This window comes from Salmonella sp. SAL00672 (genome assembly GCF_046552175.1).
Lineage (GTDB): Bacteria > Pseudomonadota > Gammaproteobacteria > Enterobacterales > Enterobacteriaceae > Salmonella > Salmonella enterica.
Genome location: NZ_JBGDUQ010000001.1, coordinates 458,690 through 475,393 on the forward strand (window position 1 = coordinate 458,690; position 16,704 = coordinate 475,393).

17 protein-coding genes and 2 pseudogenes are annotated in these 16,704 nt (G+C 50.2%); 7 read left to right on the plus strand and 12 right to left on the minus strand.

The window, feature by feature from the left end:
- Positions 1-132 precede the first annotated feature (132 nt).
- Positions 133-228: a stress response membrane protein YncL gene (yncL, locus tag ACLJTG_RS02350; RefSeq protein ID WP_001103198.1), complete on the plus strand. Its 96-nt coding sequence runs from the start codon at positions 133-135 to the stop codon at positions 226-228.
- 104 nt (positions 229-332) lie between these two features.
- Here the strand turns inward: yncL and patD are convergent, their stop codons facing one another.
- The 5 genes from patD to ACLJTG_RS02375 all read right to left on the minus strand — a co-directional run bounded on the left by patD (position 333) and on the right by ACLJTG_RS02375 (position 5,143).
- Positions 333-1,778, minus strand: a complete 1,446-nt coding sequence (patD, locus tag ACLJTG_RS02355) for an aminobutyraldehyde dehydrogenase (protein WP_000158093.1) — start codon at positions 1,776-1,778, stop codon at positions 333-335.
- 114 nt (positions 1,779-1,892) lie between these two features.
- Complete coding sequence (gene ycdR / locus ACLJTG_RS02360) at positions 1,893-3,317, minus strand: GntR family transcriptional regulator YdcR (protein WP_000760692.1); 1,425 nt, start codon at positions 3,315-3,317, stop codon at positions 1,893-1,895.
- Between the two features lie 135 nt (positions 3,318-3,452).
- Positions 3,453-4,223 (minus strand): M15 family metallopeptidase, encoded by a 771-nt coding sequence (locus tag ACLJTG_RS02365; RefSeq protein WP_000237715.1) that lies wholly within the window; start codon positions 4,221-4,223, stop codon positions 3,453-3,455.
- 258 nt (positions 4,224-4,481) lie between these two features.
- Positions 4,482-4,712 (minus strand): hypothetical protein, encoded by a 231-nt coding sequence (locus tag ACLJTG_RS02370; RefSeq protein WP_001597849.1) that lies wholly within the window; start codon positions 4,710-4,712, stop codon positions 4,482-4,484.
- A 32-nt stretch (positions 4,713-4,744) separates the two neighbouring features.
- A complete protein-coding gene (locus tag ACLJTG_RS02375; protein WP_410958880.1) occupies positions 4,745-5,143 on the minus strand; it encodes a D-alanyl-D-alanine dipeptidase in 399 nt (132 codons plus the stop codon).
- Positions 5,144-5,679: 536 nt separating this feature from the next.
- On the opposite strand from ACLJTG_RS02375, the pseudogene sifB (ACLJTG_RS02380) reads away from it, so the two are divergent.
- Positions 5,680-6,480, plus strand: a pseudogene (sifB, locus tag ACLJTG_RS02380) (SPI-2 type III secretion system effector SifB); the annotation flags it as partial.
- A gap of 36 nt (positions 6,481-6,516) precedes the next feature.
- Here the strand turns inward: sifB (ACLJTG_RS02380) and sifB (ACLJTG_RS02385) are convergent.
- Positions 6,517-6,675 (minus strand): annotated as a pseudogene (sifB, locus tag ACLJTG_RS02385) (SPI-2 type III secretion system effector SifB); the annotation flags it as partial.
- A gap of 228 nt (positions 6,676-6,903) precedes the next feature.
- Between sifB (ACLJTG_RS02385) and ACLJTG_RS02390 the strand changes: the two are divergent.
- On the plus strand, positions 6,904-7,134 hold the full coding sequence (locus tag ACLJTG_RS02390) for a DUF2554 family protein (protein WP_000956438.1): 231 nt from the start codon (positions 6,904-6,906) through the stop codon (positions 7,132-7,134).
- Here the strand turns inward: ACLJTG_RS02390 and ACLJTG_RS02395 are convergent, their stop codons facing one another.
- Both ACLJTG_RS02395 and ACLJTG_RS02400 read right to left on the minus strand, forming a co-directional pair.
- The gene (locus ACLJTG_RS02395; protein ID WP_198898136.1) at positions 7,135-9,099 is read right to left on the minus strand and encodes a DUF3656 domain-containing U32 family peptidase; all 1,965 of its coding nucleotides are present in this window, start codon (positions 9,097-9,099) and stop codon (positions 7,135-7,137) included.
- Between the two features lie 78 nt (positions 9,100-9,177).
- A complete protein-coding gene (locus tag ACLJTG_RS02400) occupies positions 9,178-9,714 on the minus strand; it encodes a helix-turn-helix domain-containing protein (protein WP_023165920.1) in 537 nt (178 codons plus the stop codon).
- A gap of 91 nt (positions 9,715-9,805) precedes the next feature.
- Here ACLJTG_RS02400 and ACLJTG_RS02405 point away from each other — a divergent pair, with 91 nt between their 5' ends.
- The gene (locus tag ACLJTG_RS02405) at positions 9,806-10,984 is read left to right on the plus strand and encodes a benzoate/H(+) symporter BenE family transporter (RefSeq protein ID WP_064047067.1); all 1,179 of its coding nucleotides are present in this window, start codon (positions 9,806-9,808) and stop codon (positions 10,982-10,984) included.
- Between the two features lie 53 nt (positions 10,985-11,037).
- Here ACLJTG_RS02405 and ACLJTG_RS02410 read toward each other — a convergent pair whose 3' ends face one another.
- The 3 genes from ACLJTG_RS02410 to tehA form a co-directional block, all read right to left on the minus strand.
- The gene (locus ACLJTG_RS02410; RefSeq protein WP_001259025.1) at positions 11,038-11,706 is read right to left on the minus strand and encodes a DUF3313 domain-containing protein; all 669 of its coding nucleotides are present in this window, start codon (positions 11,704-11,706) and stop codon (positions 11,038-11,040) included.
- A gap of 155 nt (positions 11,707-11,861) precedes the next feature.
- Positions 11,862-12,458: a tellurite resistance methyltransferase TehB gene (tehB, locus tag ACLJTG_RS02415; RefSeq protein ID WP_000218276.1), complete on the minus strand. Its 597-nt coding sequence runs from the start codon at positions 12,456-12,458 to the stop codon at positions 11,862-11,864.
- A complete protein-coding gene (gene tehA / locus ACLJTG_RS02420; protein ID WP_001244002.1) occupies positions 12,445-13,458 on the minus strand; it encodes a dicarboxylate transporter/tellurite-resistance protein TehA in 1,014 nt (337 codons plus the stop codon). Before tehA ends, tehB begins: the two co-directional genes overlap by 14 nt.
- Before the next feature lie 106 nt (positions 13,459-13,564).
- On the opposite strand from tehA, the gene ydcK reads away from it, so the two are divergent.
- A complete protein-coding gene (gene ydcK, locus ACLJTG_RS02425; protein ID WP_410958881.1) occupies positions 13,565-14,545 on the plus strand; it encodes a YdcK family protein in 981 nt (326 codons plus the stop codon).
- Here ydcK and rimL read toward each other — a convergent pair.
- The gene (gene rimL / locus ACLJTG_RS02430) at positions 14,542-15,081 is read right to left on the minus strand and encodes a 50S ribosomal protein L7/L12-serine acetyltransferase (protein ID WP_000229298.1); all 540 of its coding nucleotides are present in this window, start codon (positions 15,079-15,081) and stop codon (positions 14,542-14,544) included. The two genes, ydcK and rimL, sit on opposite strands and share 4 nt — an antisense overlap.
- A 216-nt stretch (positions 15,082-15,297) precedes the next feature.
- On the opposite strand from rimL, the gene ACLJTG_RS02435 reads away from it, so the two are divergent.
- Together ACLJTG_RS02435 and sgcB are read left to right on the plus strand one after the other, a co-directional pair.
- Positions 15,298-16,416, plus strand: a complete 1,119-nt coding sequence (locus ACLJTG_RS02435; RefSeq protein WP_000144629.1) for a M42 family metallopeptidase — start codon at positions 15,298-15,300, stop codon at positions 16,414-16,416.
- The gene (gene sgcB / locus ACLJTG_RS02440; protein ID WP_000976132.1) at positions 16,413-16,694 is read left to right on the plus strand and encodes a PTS sugar transporter subunit IIB SgcB; all 282 of its coding nucleotides are present in this window, start codon (positions 16,413-16,415) and stop codon (positions 16,692-16,694) included. Before ACLJTG_RS02435 ends, sgcB begins: the two co-directional genes overlap by 4 nt.
- Positions 16,695-16,704 lie beyond the last annotated feature (10 nt).

Below are 16,704 nucleotides of genomic sequence, written 5' to 3' on the forward strand. Positions count from 1 at the left end.
AAGGTTTATCAGCCTTAACAGCAAAACGTTCTCAATGCACGGCTCCGCTCACAGAATATCCTGTTTACGTATTATTGCGGATCTCGCCAACCCGTACTATACCCATAGGGGTTATGATGAAAGGTGGCGAAAATGAATGTTTCCAGTAAAACCGTCGTGCTGATTAATGTCTTTGCTGCTGCAGGACTTTTGGGTCTGATCTCGTTGAGATTCGGCTGGTTTGCTTGAGGTGTTCAACCTTTGAGTACTTGCTGCGCATGTTGGCGGGGAGGTCCCCCTCTCCGCCGACACCCGCCTATTTTTTCATGATTTTTCTGAACAGTAAATGATCCTTAATGCTTAACCATGATGTGACGGACAAGGGTGTAGTCTTCCAGACCATACAATGACATATCTTTGCCGTATCCCGACTGTTTTTGCCCTCCATGCGGCATTTCGCTAACCAACATGAAATGGGTATTAATCCAGGTACAGCCATACTGCAATCTGGCGCTAAGCCGGTGCGCCCGCCCAACGTCCTGAGTCCAGACGGAGGATGCCAGACCATAGCGAGAATCGTTGGCCCACCTCAGAACCTGATCTTCATCATCAAAGACGGTTATACTGACCACCGGGCCGAAGACCTCGCGTTGCACGATGGCATCTTCCTGTTTTGCGTCTGCCAGCAACGTCGGAGCGAAATAGTAACCTTTACCTTCCGTTTGACTTCCGCCAGTAATCACTCGGATATGGCTGAGGGCCTTCGCCTCCTCTACTGCCGCTGTGACGCGCTTCAGGTGCGCCAGCGAACTTAACGGCCCCAGCTCTGTCGACTCATCCTCCGGCGCGCCCATTTTCAGGCTGCTCACCGCGTTCCCTAGCTTTTCGACCAGCGCATCATAGATACCGCGCTGCGCGTATATACGGCACGCCGCAGTACAATCCTGTCCGGCATTATAGAAACCGAAAGTCCGGACGCCCTGCGCCACCGCATCCAGATCGGCGTCATCAAAAACAATTACCGGGGCTTTACCACCGAGTTCCATATGCGTACGTTTTATCGCTGGCGCAGTATGGCGCAGAATATGCTCCCCGGTCGCGATAGAACCGGTTAAAGAGACCATGCGTACTTTTTCATGACCGGTCAATACATCGCCAACAGTCTGCCCTCGTCCGAACAGGACATTGAGCACCCCCGGCGGAAAGATATCCTTCGCCAGCGCGGCAAGTTTAAGCGCCGTCAGCGGCGTGATTTCAGAAGGCTTAATCACCACGCAGTTACCTGCCGCCAGCGCTGGCGCCAGCTTCCAGGCCGCCATCATGAGCGGATAATTCCACGGCGCGATAGAGGCAACCACGCCAATCGGATCCCGGCGGATCATCGACGTATGTCCTTCCAGATATTCGCCCGCCGCCAGCCCACTCAAACAACGGGCCGCGCCGGCAAAAAAGCGAAAGACATCCACGATTGCCGGAATTTCATCATTAATTACGCAGTGCAAAGGCTTACCGCAGTTTTGCGATTCAAGCCGGGCGAACTCAAGGGCGTTTTGCTCGATGCTGTCCGCCAGTTTTAACAGACATTCCGCCCGTGCTTTGGGTGTGGTCTGCCCCCATTCGGCAAACGCGCTATCGGCGGCCAGCACTGCGGCGTCAACCTGCGCGGGCGACGCTTCCGCAATCTCAAGTATGACCTCGCCTGTCGCCGGGTTATAAACAGACTGCCTTTCTCCCTCGCCGTCCACCAGCACGCCATTAATCAGTAATTGATATTGCATAGCATTTTCCCATATCGTCATTAATCGATTTCCGGCGAACGGGCCGCCGCTTTCCTAAAAATAGACGGCGCGCCAGATGCTCACCCGGCACACTCGGGAAATTTAGTCAGGTTGTGAGCTGACACGCATTCCACCTCACACAAGGCTTTTAGCGCTCAGCATCTCGCGAATCAGGCTGCCAAGCTGTTTTACGGCCTGTTCTTCCCGTTCTCCCCAATGCCATGCAGTGTTAAAACGAAAGAAACGCGTCCAGGCGCCGGACGTTGAAAACATTTTCCCCGGCGCGATACTGATAAGGTGTTCAAGCGCTTTGGCGCTAAGTTCACCGGCATCAAGCTGCTCAGGTAGCTCCAGCCAAAGAAAATAACCGCTATCGTTATGGTGAATTTTTACTTCCGCCGGGAGATGGCGCAAAAGGGTTTGCCAGGCTTGCTGTTTACGTTCGGCAAGCTGCCTTCGCAATCGTCGCAGATGCGCGTCATATCGACGTGTCGAGAGATAATCCACTAACGCCAATTGCATGGGGGAACTGGTAGATAATGTGCTCATTAACTGCAAACGCTGAATTTGTCTGGCATGGCTTCCTCCCGCAACCCAGCCAATGCGAAAACCGGGAACCAGACATTTGGAAAAAGACGAACAATGCAACACGGTATCGTCGCGATCCCATGCTTTGGCAGGCAGAGGTTTCTCGCGGCCAAAGTAGAGTTCGCTATAAACATCGTCTTCAATTAGCGTCACGTTATGGTGCGTGAGTAACGCAACCAGCCGCGCTTTTTTCTCAGCACTCAGCGTGAACCCTAACGGATTCTGGCTGTTCGTCATTAACCAGCACGCTTTCACCGGATATTCCTGTAACGCCTGTTCCAGCGCCATAAGATCGATACCTTCTTTAACATCGGTAGGTATCGACAACGCTTTCAGGCGCAATCGCTCCAGGGCCTGTAGCGCACCGTAGAAACAGGGGTTCTCCACCACCACCCAGTCTCCCGGCGCCGTCACCGCCTGTAAACTAAGATTCAACGCTTCCAGCGCGCCGGCGGTAATGACAATCTCGTCAGGAGAAACGGTAATCCCCTGCTGCGCGTAACGGCGTGCTATCGCATAGCGCAATTCTGCATTACCTGGCGGCAAGTTTTCGATGACGCTCATTGCCGTCGCGGTTTTACTGACCTGCGCCAGAGAGCGGTTCAATTGCGGCAAGGGAAACAGACGCGGATCGGGAAACGCTGAGGCAAAGGGCACCACAGAGGTATCACGGCTCGCCTGCAGCATCTCAAAAATATAGGTATTGATATCTACGGCTTCATCCCGAATAACGTGCGCTGCCGTCGCGACTGACCGACAAACCGGATGCGGCGCGACATAATAACCAGATTGCGGACGGGCGATAATCCGTCCCTGACTTTCCAGCAACTGGTACGCATGACCGACAGTCATAAAACTCATGCCGCTACTGGCGACCTGCTCCCTCAGCGAGGGTAATCGATCGCCGGGTTGCCAAACGCCAGAGGCGATTTGTTCTCTAATTTGCTCCGCCAGACGTTGATATTTTTTCATTATTCGATCTCATTGAGCGCTGCTTGCAGGTGGCAACCGCAGTGTATATCAGTTGTTAAAATTAACAATGATTTGCTAACTGTTATGGTGCTTTCCAACAGGCGTAATGATTAGATTTCGCAACAAAACGCCGTTTCAGGGTCTCTGCTTAACGGGAAAGTCAAACCAAGTGTTCGGGTATGGTTCATGAGTAAGAGAGAAGTGCCACCATTCAGTATCCAGTGGCGTAAAACCCGCATCACGCATCAATGTTTGTAATAACAACCTATTTGCGCGTTGCTGAGCGGTAAGTATGACATTATCGGGATGGGATAACGGACTAAAACAGTCAAAGCCGGTACCAAAATCCAGACTATTATCTGGCGAGCGTTGCGCCGCGGACGCAGTACAATTCACCAGTGGTCGTCCGGGATCGTATATTGGTATTTTACTGTCAAGTGGAACAATCGTTAGATCAAGCGTACTTCCCCGACTGTGGCCGGATCTGGCGGCAAGATAACCTTCCTCAAACAGACGATTTTTCTCTACCTGCGGATAAAATTCGTTTTTCATTTGGTTTTGAGAAGGATCTTTGGCCCACGCGATAAAGTCGTTCACTGCGCTTTGCGGACGGTAGCAATCATATATTTTTAAGGTAAGTCCGAAGGGGCGTAAACGATCGGCGACCTGCTTCACTGCGTTCGCGGCTGGTCGTGTTAACAGGCAAACAGGCGCGTTATAGCCTTTAATGGGGCGACCAATAAAGTTATGGGAACTGAAGTATCGCATGTCTACCTGTACGTCGGGGGCGACCGTAGTAATATCGACAAAGTCTTTTGGCTGGTGGAGATCAATATGGTTTTCAGCTGACATTGCCTGAACGGACAACAGGCTGAACAGGAGGAAAGAAGATACGCATTTTACCATATGTTACACCTCGCGAGAGTCACAGGGGTGATTATGTATTTGAGCAGGTAAAGATTAGCGGACACCGCTTAAACAGATGGTTAAAATAAACATCATTCCCCCTGTAATCTGTGCCTTATCACAAACGGAGAGTTTATATTTTGCTTATACGACCACTGCGCCTCCTGTTCTATACCCAAAATAATTCGAGTTGCTTAAAGGCGGCAAGGGAGTGAGTCCCAGGAGCACAGATAACGATGTGTTTTCACAAAGGCGAGTCTACCTGACCAGAAAGGTCATTTGATAATCAGTAGTACAGTTGTTGTCGCCTTCCATAACTAAATAACATTGTTTCGCCAAAGATAAGACCACTATATAGTCAGGAAGGCAATTAGTGAGGAACACGTCGATTGTCGGCGATAATGCACTGAAATTACGATTCACTGCAGTTGTGCAAACACATAGAATCCCCCTCGAACCGAGATAATTCGGTCTGCTGGTCATAGCCATTATTCAGTAAGACCGCAGGTTGCAGCGGCGGATCACGGGCGTGAAGAAAAATCCTGTGCCCCAAATTTTTTGGACAAGCGCTGAACCTGCCGTATACTTTTACTTAACGTACACTCCGCCATAAAAATAAACCCTGCGATGATACCGTAATGCCATAGGCATAACTTAAGGATATGCCATAAATCAAGCGAAGCATGATTTAACTTCTCAGTAATTGCGATAGTCTGTACAAATATTATGGGATGAAATAATAAGATGCCTAACAAAAATATCCCTGCCACGATCATGGCAAGTAACTGAAAAAAAGCCCATCCGATAACGAAACGGTAAAGTAACAGCAATAATAGCCGTCCACATTTCCTTAGCCATTCTGACTGCAAAATGCCCCAGAATGCTGTCTTTTCGTGAATTTTACCATCTGATTTCTTCATTTTGAGCCTCCTCGCAGGTTTTTATAATTTTATCGCCCAACTGGAAACAAAGCCGTCAGCTAATCGTTACAACAAATATAATTAAGACAAAAACTAAAGAGTAAGATATTTATATCATAAGCACTATCAGTATTGGCCTTCTGCCCTACCGCTAAACCTCTCATTGTTGTTAGCCTAATAATACTTTTAGTTTAACTTCTTATAAGACAATTTCTACACGGTTGAGCAACTATTTACTTTCTCTAAAAATAATATAGCGCGTAATTAATCATTACTCATAGTACATGATGATGTGATAATTAAGAAAACCGTTTTACTTTCATTCGTTTTATCTGACATATTTCATGGCCAGGAGGCGTGGGCATGACTAAAGCTACGGGTCGATTTGAACAATTGAACAATAATGTTGACGGTTCAGGACAAAGCAAAAATCAGGTGTTTCACCGATAGGCAAACCGATGGGCAACATGGGATAATATTTCGAATACCACCTATTCCAGTAATGAAGTATCATATAATCACTTGTGGTCTACATTATGCCAATTACTATCGGGAGAGGATTTTTAAAGAGTGAGATGTTTTCTCAAAGTGCCATCTCTCAACGCTCCTTCTTTACGTTACTATGGGAAAAGATTAAAGATTTTTTCTGTAGCACGCGAAGATCCGCTGCCGATCAATATATAAAGGAATTATGTGATGTTGCCTCTCCGCCTGACGCGCAACGTTTATTTGATTTATTTTGTGCGTTATATGAATTATCATCACCGTCATGCAGAGGAAATTTCCATTTTCAGCACTATAAAGATGCTGAGTGTCAGTATACAAATCTCTGTATTAAAGATGGCGAAGATATTCCGTTATGCATTATGATACGTCAGGATCACTACTATTATGAGATAATGAATAGAACAGTGCTCTGTGTTGATACTCAGTCTGCCCACCTGAAAAGATATTCTGATATTAATATAAAAGCTAGCACTTATGTTTGTGAACCGCTATGTTGCTTGTTCCCTGAGCGGTTACAACTCTCGCTATCCGGCGGTATAACATTTTCCGTTGACCTAAAAAATATAGAAGAGACGCTTATCGCCATGGCAGAAAAGGGTAATTTATGTGACTGGAAGGAACAGGAAAGAAAAGCCGCCATCTCCTCCAGGATTAATCTGGGCATCGCACAAGCAGGTGTAACAGCTATTGACGATGCTATCAAAAACAAAATAGCCGCAAAGGTTATTGAGAATACTAATTTAAAGAATGCAGCATTTGAACCAAATTATGCACAAAGCTCAGTTACTCAAATTGTTTATTCATGTTTGTTTAAGAATGAGATACTATTGCCAGGGGATTGTAAATCCATACTATTTATGGTGTGGTCAACTCTGGTAATGAGCCTCATTTTTTGTTGTTTCAACGAGTGAAGATAAATCTTCAGAAAAAAGGCTGTTATGAACTTGTAGCGCTACATATTCAGTAAGCTCGTTTAAACATAGCAGGCCATGAGAGGAACTTTCTTCCAGCATATTCAATACCAAAACCATCTAATACAATACCTTTAAAAATATGCTTCCAGGGAATAATGGATTTACTATGGAACGAATTGGCTCGTTATTTTTATAATTGACATACTCAGTATAAATATATTTTCTCATACAACTTATCGCACTTATTGACAAACCGTTTTCGCTAATTTGAAGTGTGGAATAATAACTCAAAGAAATTATTGGCATCATAGCCTCACGACGTAACTGGAAGGTGGCATGATGCTTACAAAAACGTTATCAGTAGTTTTACTGACCTGTGCGCTGTTTTCAGGCCAGTTACTGGCGAAACAGCAAGACCACGCATTCGTATGGTTTGCGACGGGAGGGCACCAGCTTAGACACGAAGCCGACAGCGATGAATTACGGGCGGCAGCGGAAGAATCCGCGGAAGGCTTGCGCGAGCACCACAACTGGCAGAAATCGCGCAAACCAGAGAGCTATTTTCGTTAATTAAACGCCCCTGCGCTTCGGCAGCGTTTTCATCAGCGCTTCAGGGCTCACTGAAGCGACAACGCTGCCGGGCTGGGGCATTTTTAAGATGTGGTTTTTAATTTTGCCAATGACATGCATTTCGCAAGGGCGGCAGTCGAATTTTAGCGTCAGTACCTCATCGCCATGCACCAACTGCATCGGCGTGGCTTTCCAGCTCTTAATATTTCCTTTCGCCTGCTTTGGACAAAGGTTGAACGCAAAACGCAGGCAGTGTTTGGTGATCATGACCGGTACCTCGCCCTTCTCCTGATGTGCCTCATAGGCCGCATCAATCAATTGTACGCCGTAACGGTGATAAAATTCCCGTGCTTTGTGGTTGTAGACATTAGCGAGAAAGCTGAGATGCGTTTGCGGATAGACCGGCGCAGGCTGCGCCACGGGTTTCCGACGACCTCGTTGATAATGGGCCAGCCGCGCCGCGTCAAGCATATCAATCGCCTCCCGACGGAACTGATTGAGCAGGCTATTTGGCACGAACAACACCGCCGGTAATGTCACCTGCATATCACGCGCGTAGTAAGGCGTCTGTCCCAGCTTCGCCAGTCCGGCTTTTAGGTTATTCAACGCTTTTTCAGAGTTGTTGGCTTCCTCAAATACCCCGTCAAGCGTATGCGTGATGCAGACACCGTCTTCACTGGTCAGTGTCAGAATAAGCTGTTCCTGCCAGCCGCCCAGCATGATATCAACCGCCACACGGCGCTCACTGGAGGTTTTTGTCAGCGCTTGCTGCCAGTTATGATCCAGATTACGATTCAACGGATGATGCGGACGGACTTTATGCAGGTCGGCAGGCATATCATTTGGCCAAACGCGGTAGCGGTTATGACCGGTTTTCTCCACCGTATTGGCGCGAAAACCCACCACTTCACGCTTAATCAACACGTTCAGACCATCGCCATTCGCCAACGGCTCCGTAGCTTCTACGTCGAGATAATCCTTCGCCACATTCAGCACCTCGCCTACCGGCAAGCCAATAAATTTTGGTGAATCAAATGCGCCAATATCACCTTTACGCGCGTTAACAAAATAGTCGGTGCTGCCGCGATGGAAAGTTTTCTCCGTGGAGGGAACAAAAAAGTGTTCGGTCCGACCAACCGACGCACGCGCCAGATCGCGACGTTGCTCGATAATCGCGTCCAGCATCTGACGATAATGCGCGGTGATGTTTTTGACATAGCTCATGTCTTTATAGCGCCCTTCAATCTTGAAGGAACGTACGCCTGCATCGATCAACGCGCCGAGGTTAGCCGTTTGGTCGTTATCTTTCATCGATAGCAAATGTTTTTCGTAAGAGACCACCCGCCCCTGATCGTCTTTTAACGTATACGGTAAGCGACAGGCTTGCGAACAGTCGCCCCGATTCGCGCTGCGCCCGGTTTGCGCATGAGAGATATAACACTGCCCAGAATAAGCGACACACAGCGCGCCATGAATGAAGAACTCAATCGTGGCGTCAGTAGCCTGATGAATAGCCGCTATCTGACTCAAATTAAGCTCGCGCGCCAGTACAATCTGTGAAAAACCGACATCGGCAAGAAACTTCGCTTTTTCCACGCTGCGAATATCACACTGTGTACTGGCGTGAAGCTCAATCGGCGGGATATCCAGTTCCAGAATGCCCATATCCTGCACAATCAGCGCATCCACCCCGGTGTTGTACAAATCGGTGATTAACCGCTGCGCGGGCTCCAGCTCATCATCATGCAGAATAGTATTCAGCGTGACAAAAATCCTGGCGCCGTAACGGTGAGCAAACGGAACCAGATCGGCGATATCGCGCAGACTGTTACTGGCGTTATGACGTGCGCCAAAACCGGGTCCGCCGATGTAGACGGCATCTGCGCCATGCAAAATCGCTTCGCGAGCAATTGCGGCGTCACGGGCCGGACTTAACAATTCGAGATAGTGAGGTTGCTGGCGCATACAGTCTTTCTTATCCAATAGCAGCGAAATGGCGGCCATTGTAGTCAGAAGCGCAAACTAACGAAATAGTTTTCCCGCTTAATCACGCGGGTAATGGATCAGCGAGTGAAAATGAACCGTCTGGTCACTGCTGTTGCGATAGGTATGCGCCGTATCGCCGGCAAAACGCAAACCTTTACCGGCGTCTATGGTTTGCCATACCCCACCAGTACACATGTCCAGCCGACCCTGAATCACCACCACATGTTCGATAACGCCGGCTTTATGCGGCGCTGATTCGCTGCACGCGCCAGGCGCCAGCAATAGGGAAAAATAGTCAAAACAGAGTTCAGGGTCCCACGGAAACAGCGGTGTAATTACCATCGCTTGCTGCTGGGGATCGAAGGTTGGCGGAAATTCGGCCTGCGGCGGCGAAATAAACACTGAGAATGGAACGTTCAGGCCCGTCGCAATTTTCCACAGCGTTGCGACTGTCGGACTGGATTCATTACGCTCTATCTGCCCCAACATGGCTTTTGAGACGCCGGAGATCTCCGCCAGACGCGATAAACTCCAGCCTCGCTGATGGCGTAACGTTCTTAACGTGGTCGCCAGATAGTGTGTCAGGTTATCCATTTTCCCCCCCTGTAAGGCCATAGCGTATCACTTGTACGCTATAACGCACAATGCTACATTGACTGACCGTTATAACGCACAAGAGGCGATCATGCGTCTGTTATCACTGCCGTTACCTACTGTATTATCTGGTCTGGTCGCCGTTCTGGTCGGCTATGCAAGTTCCGCCGCCATTATCTGGCAGGCGGCGCTTGCCGCTGGCGCAACACCCGCAGAGATCGCCGGCTGGATGACCGCCCTCGGTATAGCCATGGGCATAAGCACACTAACGTTAACCTTGTGGTATCGTGCGCCGGTTTTAACCGCCTGGTCAACGCCTGGCGCCGCTCTGTTGGTGACAGGGCTTCAGGGATTATCGTTGCCAGACGCCGTGGGCATATTCATTGTCGCCAATGCCCTGATTGTGCTGTGCGGCGTCACGGGATTGTTTGCGCGTTTGATGCGGATAATCCCCCATTCTCTTGCCGCCGCAATGCTGGCGGGAATACTGCTACGCTTCGGCCTGCAGGCGTTCGGGACGCTCAACGGAGAGTTTGTCATGTGCGGCGGTATGCTATTGGCGTGGCTACTCTTTAAAGTATTCGCGCCCCGCTATGCCGTTATTGCTGCCATGGTGATGGGAATAACGGTGGCGCTCATCCAGGGTAAGGTGGCGATGAGCGGTATTCATTTCGCGCCGGTGTGGCCCACCTTCGTTCCCCCCCACTTTTCATTCGCTCAAAGCCTGAGCGTCGCGGTGCCGCTCTTCCTGGTGACGATGGCATCGCAAAACGCCCCCGGCGTCGCCACAATGAAGGCGTCTGGCTATCAGCTTCCTGTCTCTCCGTTAATGATTTTTACCGGATTGCTGGCGCTGCTGCTTTCGCCATTTGGCGTTTATTCTATCTGCATTGCCGCCATTACAGCCGCCATTTGTCAAAGCCCGGACGCACACCCCGATCCAACGCGTCGCTGGTTAGCGGCCGCCGCCGCAGGCGTTTTTTATTTACTTGCCGGGTGGTTTGGCGGTTCGATAACCGCGCTGATGGTCGCCCTGCCGGTTAGCTGGGTGCAAATGCTGGCTGGTCTGGCACTGTTAAGTACGATTAGCGGTAGCCTGTATCAGGCGCTTACCCACGAAAGTGAGCGTGACGCGGCAGTTATCGCATTTCTCGTCACCGCCAGCGGGCTAACGCTGATGGGCATCGGATCGGCATTCTGGGGGTTGATCGCTGGCGGGATAGGCTACGCAGTATTAACGAGAATGCGCCGCCCATCGTTGTCTGGCTGATGGTGACCGCTAATCTGCCGGGGTTTGCGCCATCTTGCGATGGCGCCGCAGAATTATTTTTTGTTAACGTCAAACATAGAGGTATCCGTCGCCATATCATCCACGACCTGTTTCAACGTCTCAAACGCCATTGGCGTACTGGAGTTACTCAGGTCTTTACCTTCACCCTGGCGTACTACCTTGACGACCGGCTTGTTGGTCGCGGCATCTATCAGCTCACCTTCAAAATAGAGGTGGGTATCCATGGTCCGGTGGCCCGTCGCCATTTGCGTGCCCGCCACAATCAGCGCTACAGGGATCACCTCATAGAATTGCAGCCCTTCTTTGCTGGTATCCACGCCCGTAATCGCCCCGCGGAAAATCAAACTGCGCGGCCCTGGCGTCGTGACCAGCGGTTTGCGCTGTTCAATTGCTGATTTTACTTTAGTGTTCGTATAAGCCAGCAGTTTATCAAGAACTTGCTGCCCGACCTGGGTCGTTGGTTTGGGGACGGGATAGTATGTTATCGGATTGTAAACAATACTATCATAGTTAGAGTCATTGAAATGTGGATCTACCCAGCGCAACACCGGTTTTCCCGTGGCGGAGGTAGTTTCCTGCAGGTCCGAATAATTTTTTAAGAATCCAGAATACTTATCCGGCTGTGTGACTTTGGACGCACAGCCAGATAACGCCAGCAAGCCAGTAAGCACTGCAACTTTAAATAAAGTATGAGTACGCATGAAACGATCCCTTTAGTCTTCGCAATGATGCAAAGGAAATAATAGCAAAACGAAATCATTCTGGATGCACTAAAAATGGTAACGACAGCACAATTTGAGCGCAGCGCCCGACAAAAAAATGCCGAACGCAGCGAGACTTACAGAACTTGCATGGGTCAGGCCGTTTTTCTCGCCAGCATCGTAGCAAAGCGCAGTTTGATACGGTTGCCGTTTTCGTCCGTGCGGTGAAGCTCGCCGACATCTTCGTTGTATTTCAGCATGTCCCATCCTTCGTAATAGCGGCGTAATTCGCCTTCTTTAAAAGCAAACGGGAATCCCACCGTACAGGGAAAGTCCGGCGTATCCATTGCCGCAACAATCAAATTATACCCGCCGGGTTTTGTGCAGCGTTGCATATTGGCAATTAAACCGGGAATGGTTTGCGCCTCAAGAAACATCATAACTACTGTCGAGAGAATAAAATCGTATTCGCCGTCAAAGGTCAATGTATTCAGATCGACAATGTCGGTTTGCAGATTATCCAGCCCTTCTGCCGCTTTAATACGCTCAAGGTTAGCCATACTGGCCGGATTTTTATCCCACGCGGTAACGTCATAACCGTTCGCGGCCAGATACAGACTATTACGGCCATTGCCACATCCCAAATCCAGCGTTCGGCCTGGCGCGACAACCTTTGCCGCCGCCAGCACATCCGAATGCGTGCGGGTTAAACCGTATTTCTCAGTAAAGTAATTTTCGTCACGAACGGTCATTTTTTTCCTCCGTTTTCAACAGTGCAGCGCGCTCAGTGCGAATAAGCAACGTCCCCTGCACCAGCAATAGAAATGTACGAACCAGCAATAAAGCGATAATAGCGTTAGTAAAAATAAACAGCGGGACGGCCAGAATATGGAAAAGCCCTGATTCACTACCGTGACCAAGATGTAACCCCGTGGTCGCCAGCGCGGAAACGCCGAACGAAAAACTCCAGAAGGAAGCATTAAACGGTTGTGATAAATACCAAGGCATTAATCGCAGCATAAATAAAAGCTGTAACAGACCGTAGCCGAATAGCATTTTCGCCAGCGTGTCGCCCTCCCCGCCATTGACGCTCAGCCAGGCGCTACAGGCGACCAGCGCGGGCGCCAGTTGGATACCCAGCGACGTACGCAGCACCGCCGGTAATTCGCCGCAGCTACGCAGTCGCTGCAAAATAACCGGCTCCAGACTTAACCATGAAAAGACGCCTGCGCCTAAAAACACCAGTCCGGCATCATTGTAACCGAGCGCTCCACAGGCCATAGCGCTGATAAAATTATTCGCTACCGTGGGCAGATAAAGTCCTGGGGTTGTCGCTTCTTCCGGATGCGCTCCGCGCCAAAGTCCCGCCGTCTGCCAGGCGGCATACGCCAGTTGTATGACGACCCCCACGCTGAATAGCGCAACGGCCAACGGGCGATACCAGGGAACGAAACCGATCGCGACCAGCATCGTGGTGGCGGGAAACAGGCTGACAAAACTGCTCATTACCGGATGTCGCACTTCAGCCATCACGCTATGGGGAAAGCGCACCAGACGGCTAAGGAACGCCAGGGTCAAGAGTGCCCAAATAATCATCGCCAGGATCACCATGATGTCGCCGGGCCAGTGGCTTATTCCCCAAATCTGGCTGGCATAACGCCAGGCGAATCCCATACCGATAGTGCCAAGGACGATGCCAAAATAGCCCGCAGGCAGATTGAGCACGCGATCGCTCTGCTTGTGATTACGCATTTTGTTTAATTTATAAAGTATATTTGAAATGCATTTTATGGAATTTCTGGTTGTTTCGCCAGTACCTTTGCTACGGTTATCTTAATCGTTCACACGGAATTTCCCTATGACCAAATATCGACTGAGTGAAGAACCTCGTGCTTTTACTTATCAGGTAGACGGTGAGAAGAAAAGCGTCTTATTACGACAAGTTATTGCCGTAACGGATTTTAACGATGTTAAAGCCGGAACCTCCGGCGGCTGGGTTGATGCCGATAATGTGCTGTCACAACAGGGGGATTGCTGGATTTATGATGAAAACGCGATGGCCTTTGCGGGCACGGAAATTACGGGTAACGCGCGTATCACGCAGCCATGCACGCTCTACAATAACGTGCGAATAGGCGATAACGTCTGGATTGATCGCGCTGATATAAGCGATGGCGCGCGGATAAGTGACAACGTCACCATCCAGTCCTCTTCCGTGCGCGGAGAGTGTGCGATTTATGGCGATGCCCGCGTGTTAAACCAGTCAGAAATTCTCGCCGTTCAGGGACTAACGCATGAACATGCGCAGATTTTACAAATTTACGATCACTCCACCGTGAACCATTCGCGGATTGTCCATCAGGTACAGCTTTATGGCGACGCCACTATCACACACGCTTTTATTGAGCACCGGGCGGAGGTCTTTGATTTCGCGCTCATCGAAGGCAACAAAGACAATAATGTCTGGATCTGTGACTGCGCCAAAGTCTATGGCCATGCGCGGGTTATCGCCGGTACAGAGGAAGATGCGATCCCTACCCTTCGCTACAGCTCGCAGGTAGCGGAACATGCGTTAATCGAAGGCAACTGTGTGTTAAAACATCATGTGCTGGTAGGCGGACATGCTGAGGTACGCGGAGGCCCGATTTTACTGGACGACCGCGTGCTGATTGAAGGCCATGCCTGTATACAGGGCGAAATTCTGATTGAGCACCAGGTCGAGATTAGCGGACGGGCGGCGGTGATAGCCTTTGACGGCAATACTATTCACCTGCGCGGCCCAAAAGTGATCAATGGCGAGGATCGTATTACGCGTACCCCCTTAGTCGGTTCCCTTTAATCCGCATCAATAATGCGGGCATACATATTAACGTCGTGATAGTCGCCGTTAAGATACTCCGCCTGCTTCATACAGCCTTCCAGCGTAAAATGGTTGCGCCGTGCGACTGCGTTACTGGCCTGATTATCAACGCGGCATTTAATGACGAAGCGCCGAATATCGCCGCGCCGGGCATAATGTGTCATCAGCGCCTGTAATGATTGCGACATTATCCCTTGTCCCTGGAGGGACTCATCCAGCCAGTAACCGATATAGGCGGCTTTGTTTACCGGTTCAATGACATTAAATGAGAGTACGCCCGCCATCTCATTCTGGCAGAAAATCAGGTACATTTTGGCGTAACCACGCTGGTGCAACAGCATATTACCCTGCACATGCTTACGCGTTTCCTCCTGCGACGTGACATATTGCGGCCAGTCGAGCGACTGTTGTAGCCACGCTTTGTTTTTGAGTACCAGTTGGTGCAGCGCCGGAACATGACTTTCATCTGCCGCTTGTAGTTCCAGCGTCGTGCTAACAGGAATAATTTCCACCATCGCGTTGCCCTTCTTCGTTGTTGGTCGTAATCACATAAATAGCCTGGTTTACCGATAACCCGCAGGTGATATGAGCGTTTTTATTGTATCGCCATCACATTATTTTTTATTGGCCATATTTAGCGTATTTCCGCGTGACACATTTCACACTTATCCAACCATTCTCCGCCTATAAAACGCTCAACGACTGATTGTTTTATCACCACGGAGACGCCAATGACCTTTTCTGTGCAGGAAACGCTTTTTTCTTTACTGCGGCTAAACGGGATTTCAGGACATGAAAGCAGTATTGCAAACGTTATGCAGCACGCGTTTGAACAGCAGGCCAAAGACGTCTGGCGGGATCGCTTAGGCAATGTCGTCGCCCGTTATGGCAGCGACAAATCCGACGCGCTTCGCCTGATGATTTTTGCGCATATGGATGAAGTCGGTTTTATGGTACGCAAGATCGAACCCTCCGGCTTTTTACGTTTTGAACGCGTGGGCGGCCCGGCGCAAATTACTATGCCCGGTTCGGTCGTGACGCTTGCCGGACGTTCAGGCGATATCATGGGCTGTATCGGTATTAAAGCATATCACTTCGCGAAGGGTGACGAGCGCACCCAGCCTCCCGCGCTCGATAAACTCTGGATTGATATCGGCGCAAAAGATAAAGCGGATGCCGAACGAATGGGTATTCAGGTGGGGACGCCAGTAACCCTTTACAACCCGCCGCACTGTCTGGGCAACGACCTGGTATGCAGTAAGGCGCTGGATGACAGACTGGGGTGTACGGCGCTACTGGGCGTCGCCGAGGCTCTCGCCTCCACACCGCTCGATATCGCGGTGTTCCTGGTCGCGTCGGTACAGGAAGAGTTCAATATTCGCGGGATTGTTCCCGTTTTACGACGCGTGCGCCCCGACCTGGCGATTGGTATTGATATCACCCCCTCCTGCGACACGCCTGACCTGCAGGATTACTCGGATGTGCGGGTCAACCACGGCGTCGGCATCACCTGTCTGAACTATCATGGACGCGGTACGTTGGCGGGACTGATTACGCCGCCGCGTTTGCTGCGGATGCTGGAGACCACCGCGCACGAAAATAATATTCCCGTACAGCGAGAAGTCGCGCCAGGCGTCATCACCGAAACCGGCTACATTCAGGTTGAACTGGACGGTATTCCCTGCGCCAGTCTTTCTATTCCCTGCCGCTATACCCACTCGCCAGCCGAAGTCGCCAGCCTGCGCGACCTGGCTGATTGTATCCGTTTACTGACTGCGCTGGCCAACATGTCGCCAGAACAGTTTCCCATTGAGCCTGAAACAGGCGCTACACAAGAGGCACGACCATGATGAAGAAGATCCTTGTGGCATGTGGTACCGGCATGTCGACATCAACCATGATTGCACAAAAACTGCAGGACTTTCTTGCGGAGCAAGGCATTGCGGCAACCACGGCGCAATGCTGTCTGAATGAGATCCCGTTGAACTGTAACGGTATGGATCTCATCGTAACGTCCATGCGTACGCACAGTGACTATGGCATCCCGACGCTCAACGGCGCCGCCCTGCTGACAGGCATCAACGACGACGCATTAAAACAAGAAATCAAGGCGCTGTTAACACAATAAAGGGGGCATT

What these genes read in the sequence shown, in the direction of transcription:
- yncL (WP_001103198.1), top strand. Translation starts at nt 133, where the DNA reads ATGAATGTTTCCAGTAAAACCGTCGTGCTGATTAATGTCTTTGCTGCT.
- patD (WP_000158093.1), bottom strand. Translation starts at nt 1,778, where the DNA reads ATGACGATATGGGAAAATGCTATGCAATATCAATTACTGATTAATGGC.
- ycdR (WP_000760692.1), bottom strand. Translation starts at nt 3,317, where the DNA reads ATGAAAAAATATCAACGTCTGGCGGAGCAAATTAGAGAACAAATCGCC.
- ACLJTG_RS02365 (WP_000237715.1), bottom strand. Translation starts at nt 4,223, where the DNA reads ATGGTAAAATGCGTATCTTCTTTCCTCCTGTTCAGCCTGTTGTCCGTT.
- ACLJTG_RS02370 (WP_001597849.1), bottom strand. Translation starts at nt 4,712, where the DNA reads ATGGCTATGACCAGCAGACCGAATTATCTCGGTTCGAGGGGGATTCTA.
- ACLJTG_RS02375 (WP_410958880.1), bottom strand. Translation starts at nt 5,143, where the DNA reads ATGAAGAAATCAGATGGTAAAATTCACGAAAAGACAGCATTCTGGGGC.
- ACLJTG_RS02390 (WP_000956438.1), top strand. Translation starts at nt 6,904, where the DNA reads ATGCTTACAAAAACGTTATCAGTAGTTTTACTGACCTGTGCGCTGTTT.
- ACLJTG_RS02395 (WP_198898136.1), bottom strand. Translation starts at nt 9,099, where the DNA reads ATGCGCCAGCAACCTCACTATCTCGAATTGTTAAGTCCGGCCCGTGAC.
- ACLJTG_RS02400 (WP_023165920.1), bottom strand. Translation starts at nt 9,714, where the DNA reads ATGGATAACCTGACACACTATCTGGCGACCACGTTAAGAACGTTACGC.
- ACLJTG_RS02405 (WP_064047067.1), top strand. Translation starts at nt 9,806, where the DNA reads ATGCGTCTGTTATCACTGCCGTTACCTACTGTATTATCTGGTCTGGTC.
- ACLJTG_RS02410 (WP_001259025.1), bottom strand. Translation starts at nt 11,706, where the DNA reads ATGCGTACTCATACTTTATTTAAAGTTGCAGTGCTTACTGGCTTGCTG.
- tehB (WP_000218276.1), bottom strand. Translation starts at nt 12,458, where the DNA reads ATGACCGTTCGTGACGAAAATTACTTTACTGAGAAATACGGTTTAACC.
- tehA (WP_001244002.1), bottom strand. Translation starts at nt 13,458, where the DNA reads ATGCGTAATCACAAGCAGAGCGATCGCGTGCTCAATCTGCCTGCGGGC.
- ydcK (WP_410958881.1), top strand. Translation starts at nt 13,565, where the DNA reads ATGACCAAATATCGACTGAGTGAAGAACCTCGTGCTTTTACTTATCAG.
- rimL (WP_000229298.1), bottom strand. Translation starts at nt 15,081, where the DNA reads ATGGTGGAAATTATTCCTGTTAGCACGACGCTGGAACTACAAGCGGCA.
- ACLJTG_RS02435 (WP_000144629.1), top strand. Translation starts at nt 15,298, where the DNA reads ATGACCTTTTCTGTGCAGGAAACGCTTTTTTCTTTACTGCGGCTAAAC.
- sgcB (WP_000976132.1), top strand. Translation starts at nt 16,413, where the DNA reads ATGATGAAGAAGATCCTTGTGGCATGTGGTACCGGCATGTCGACATCA.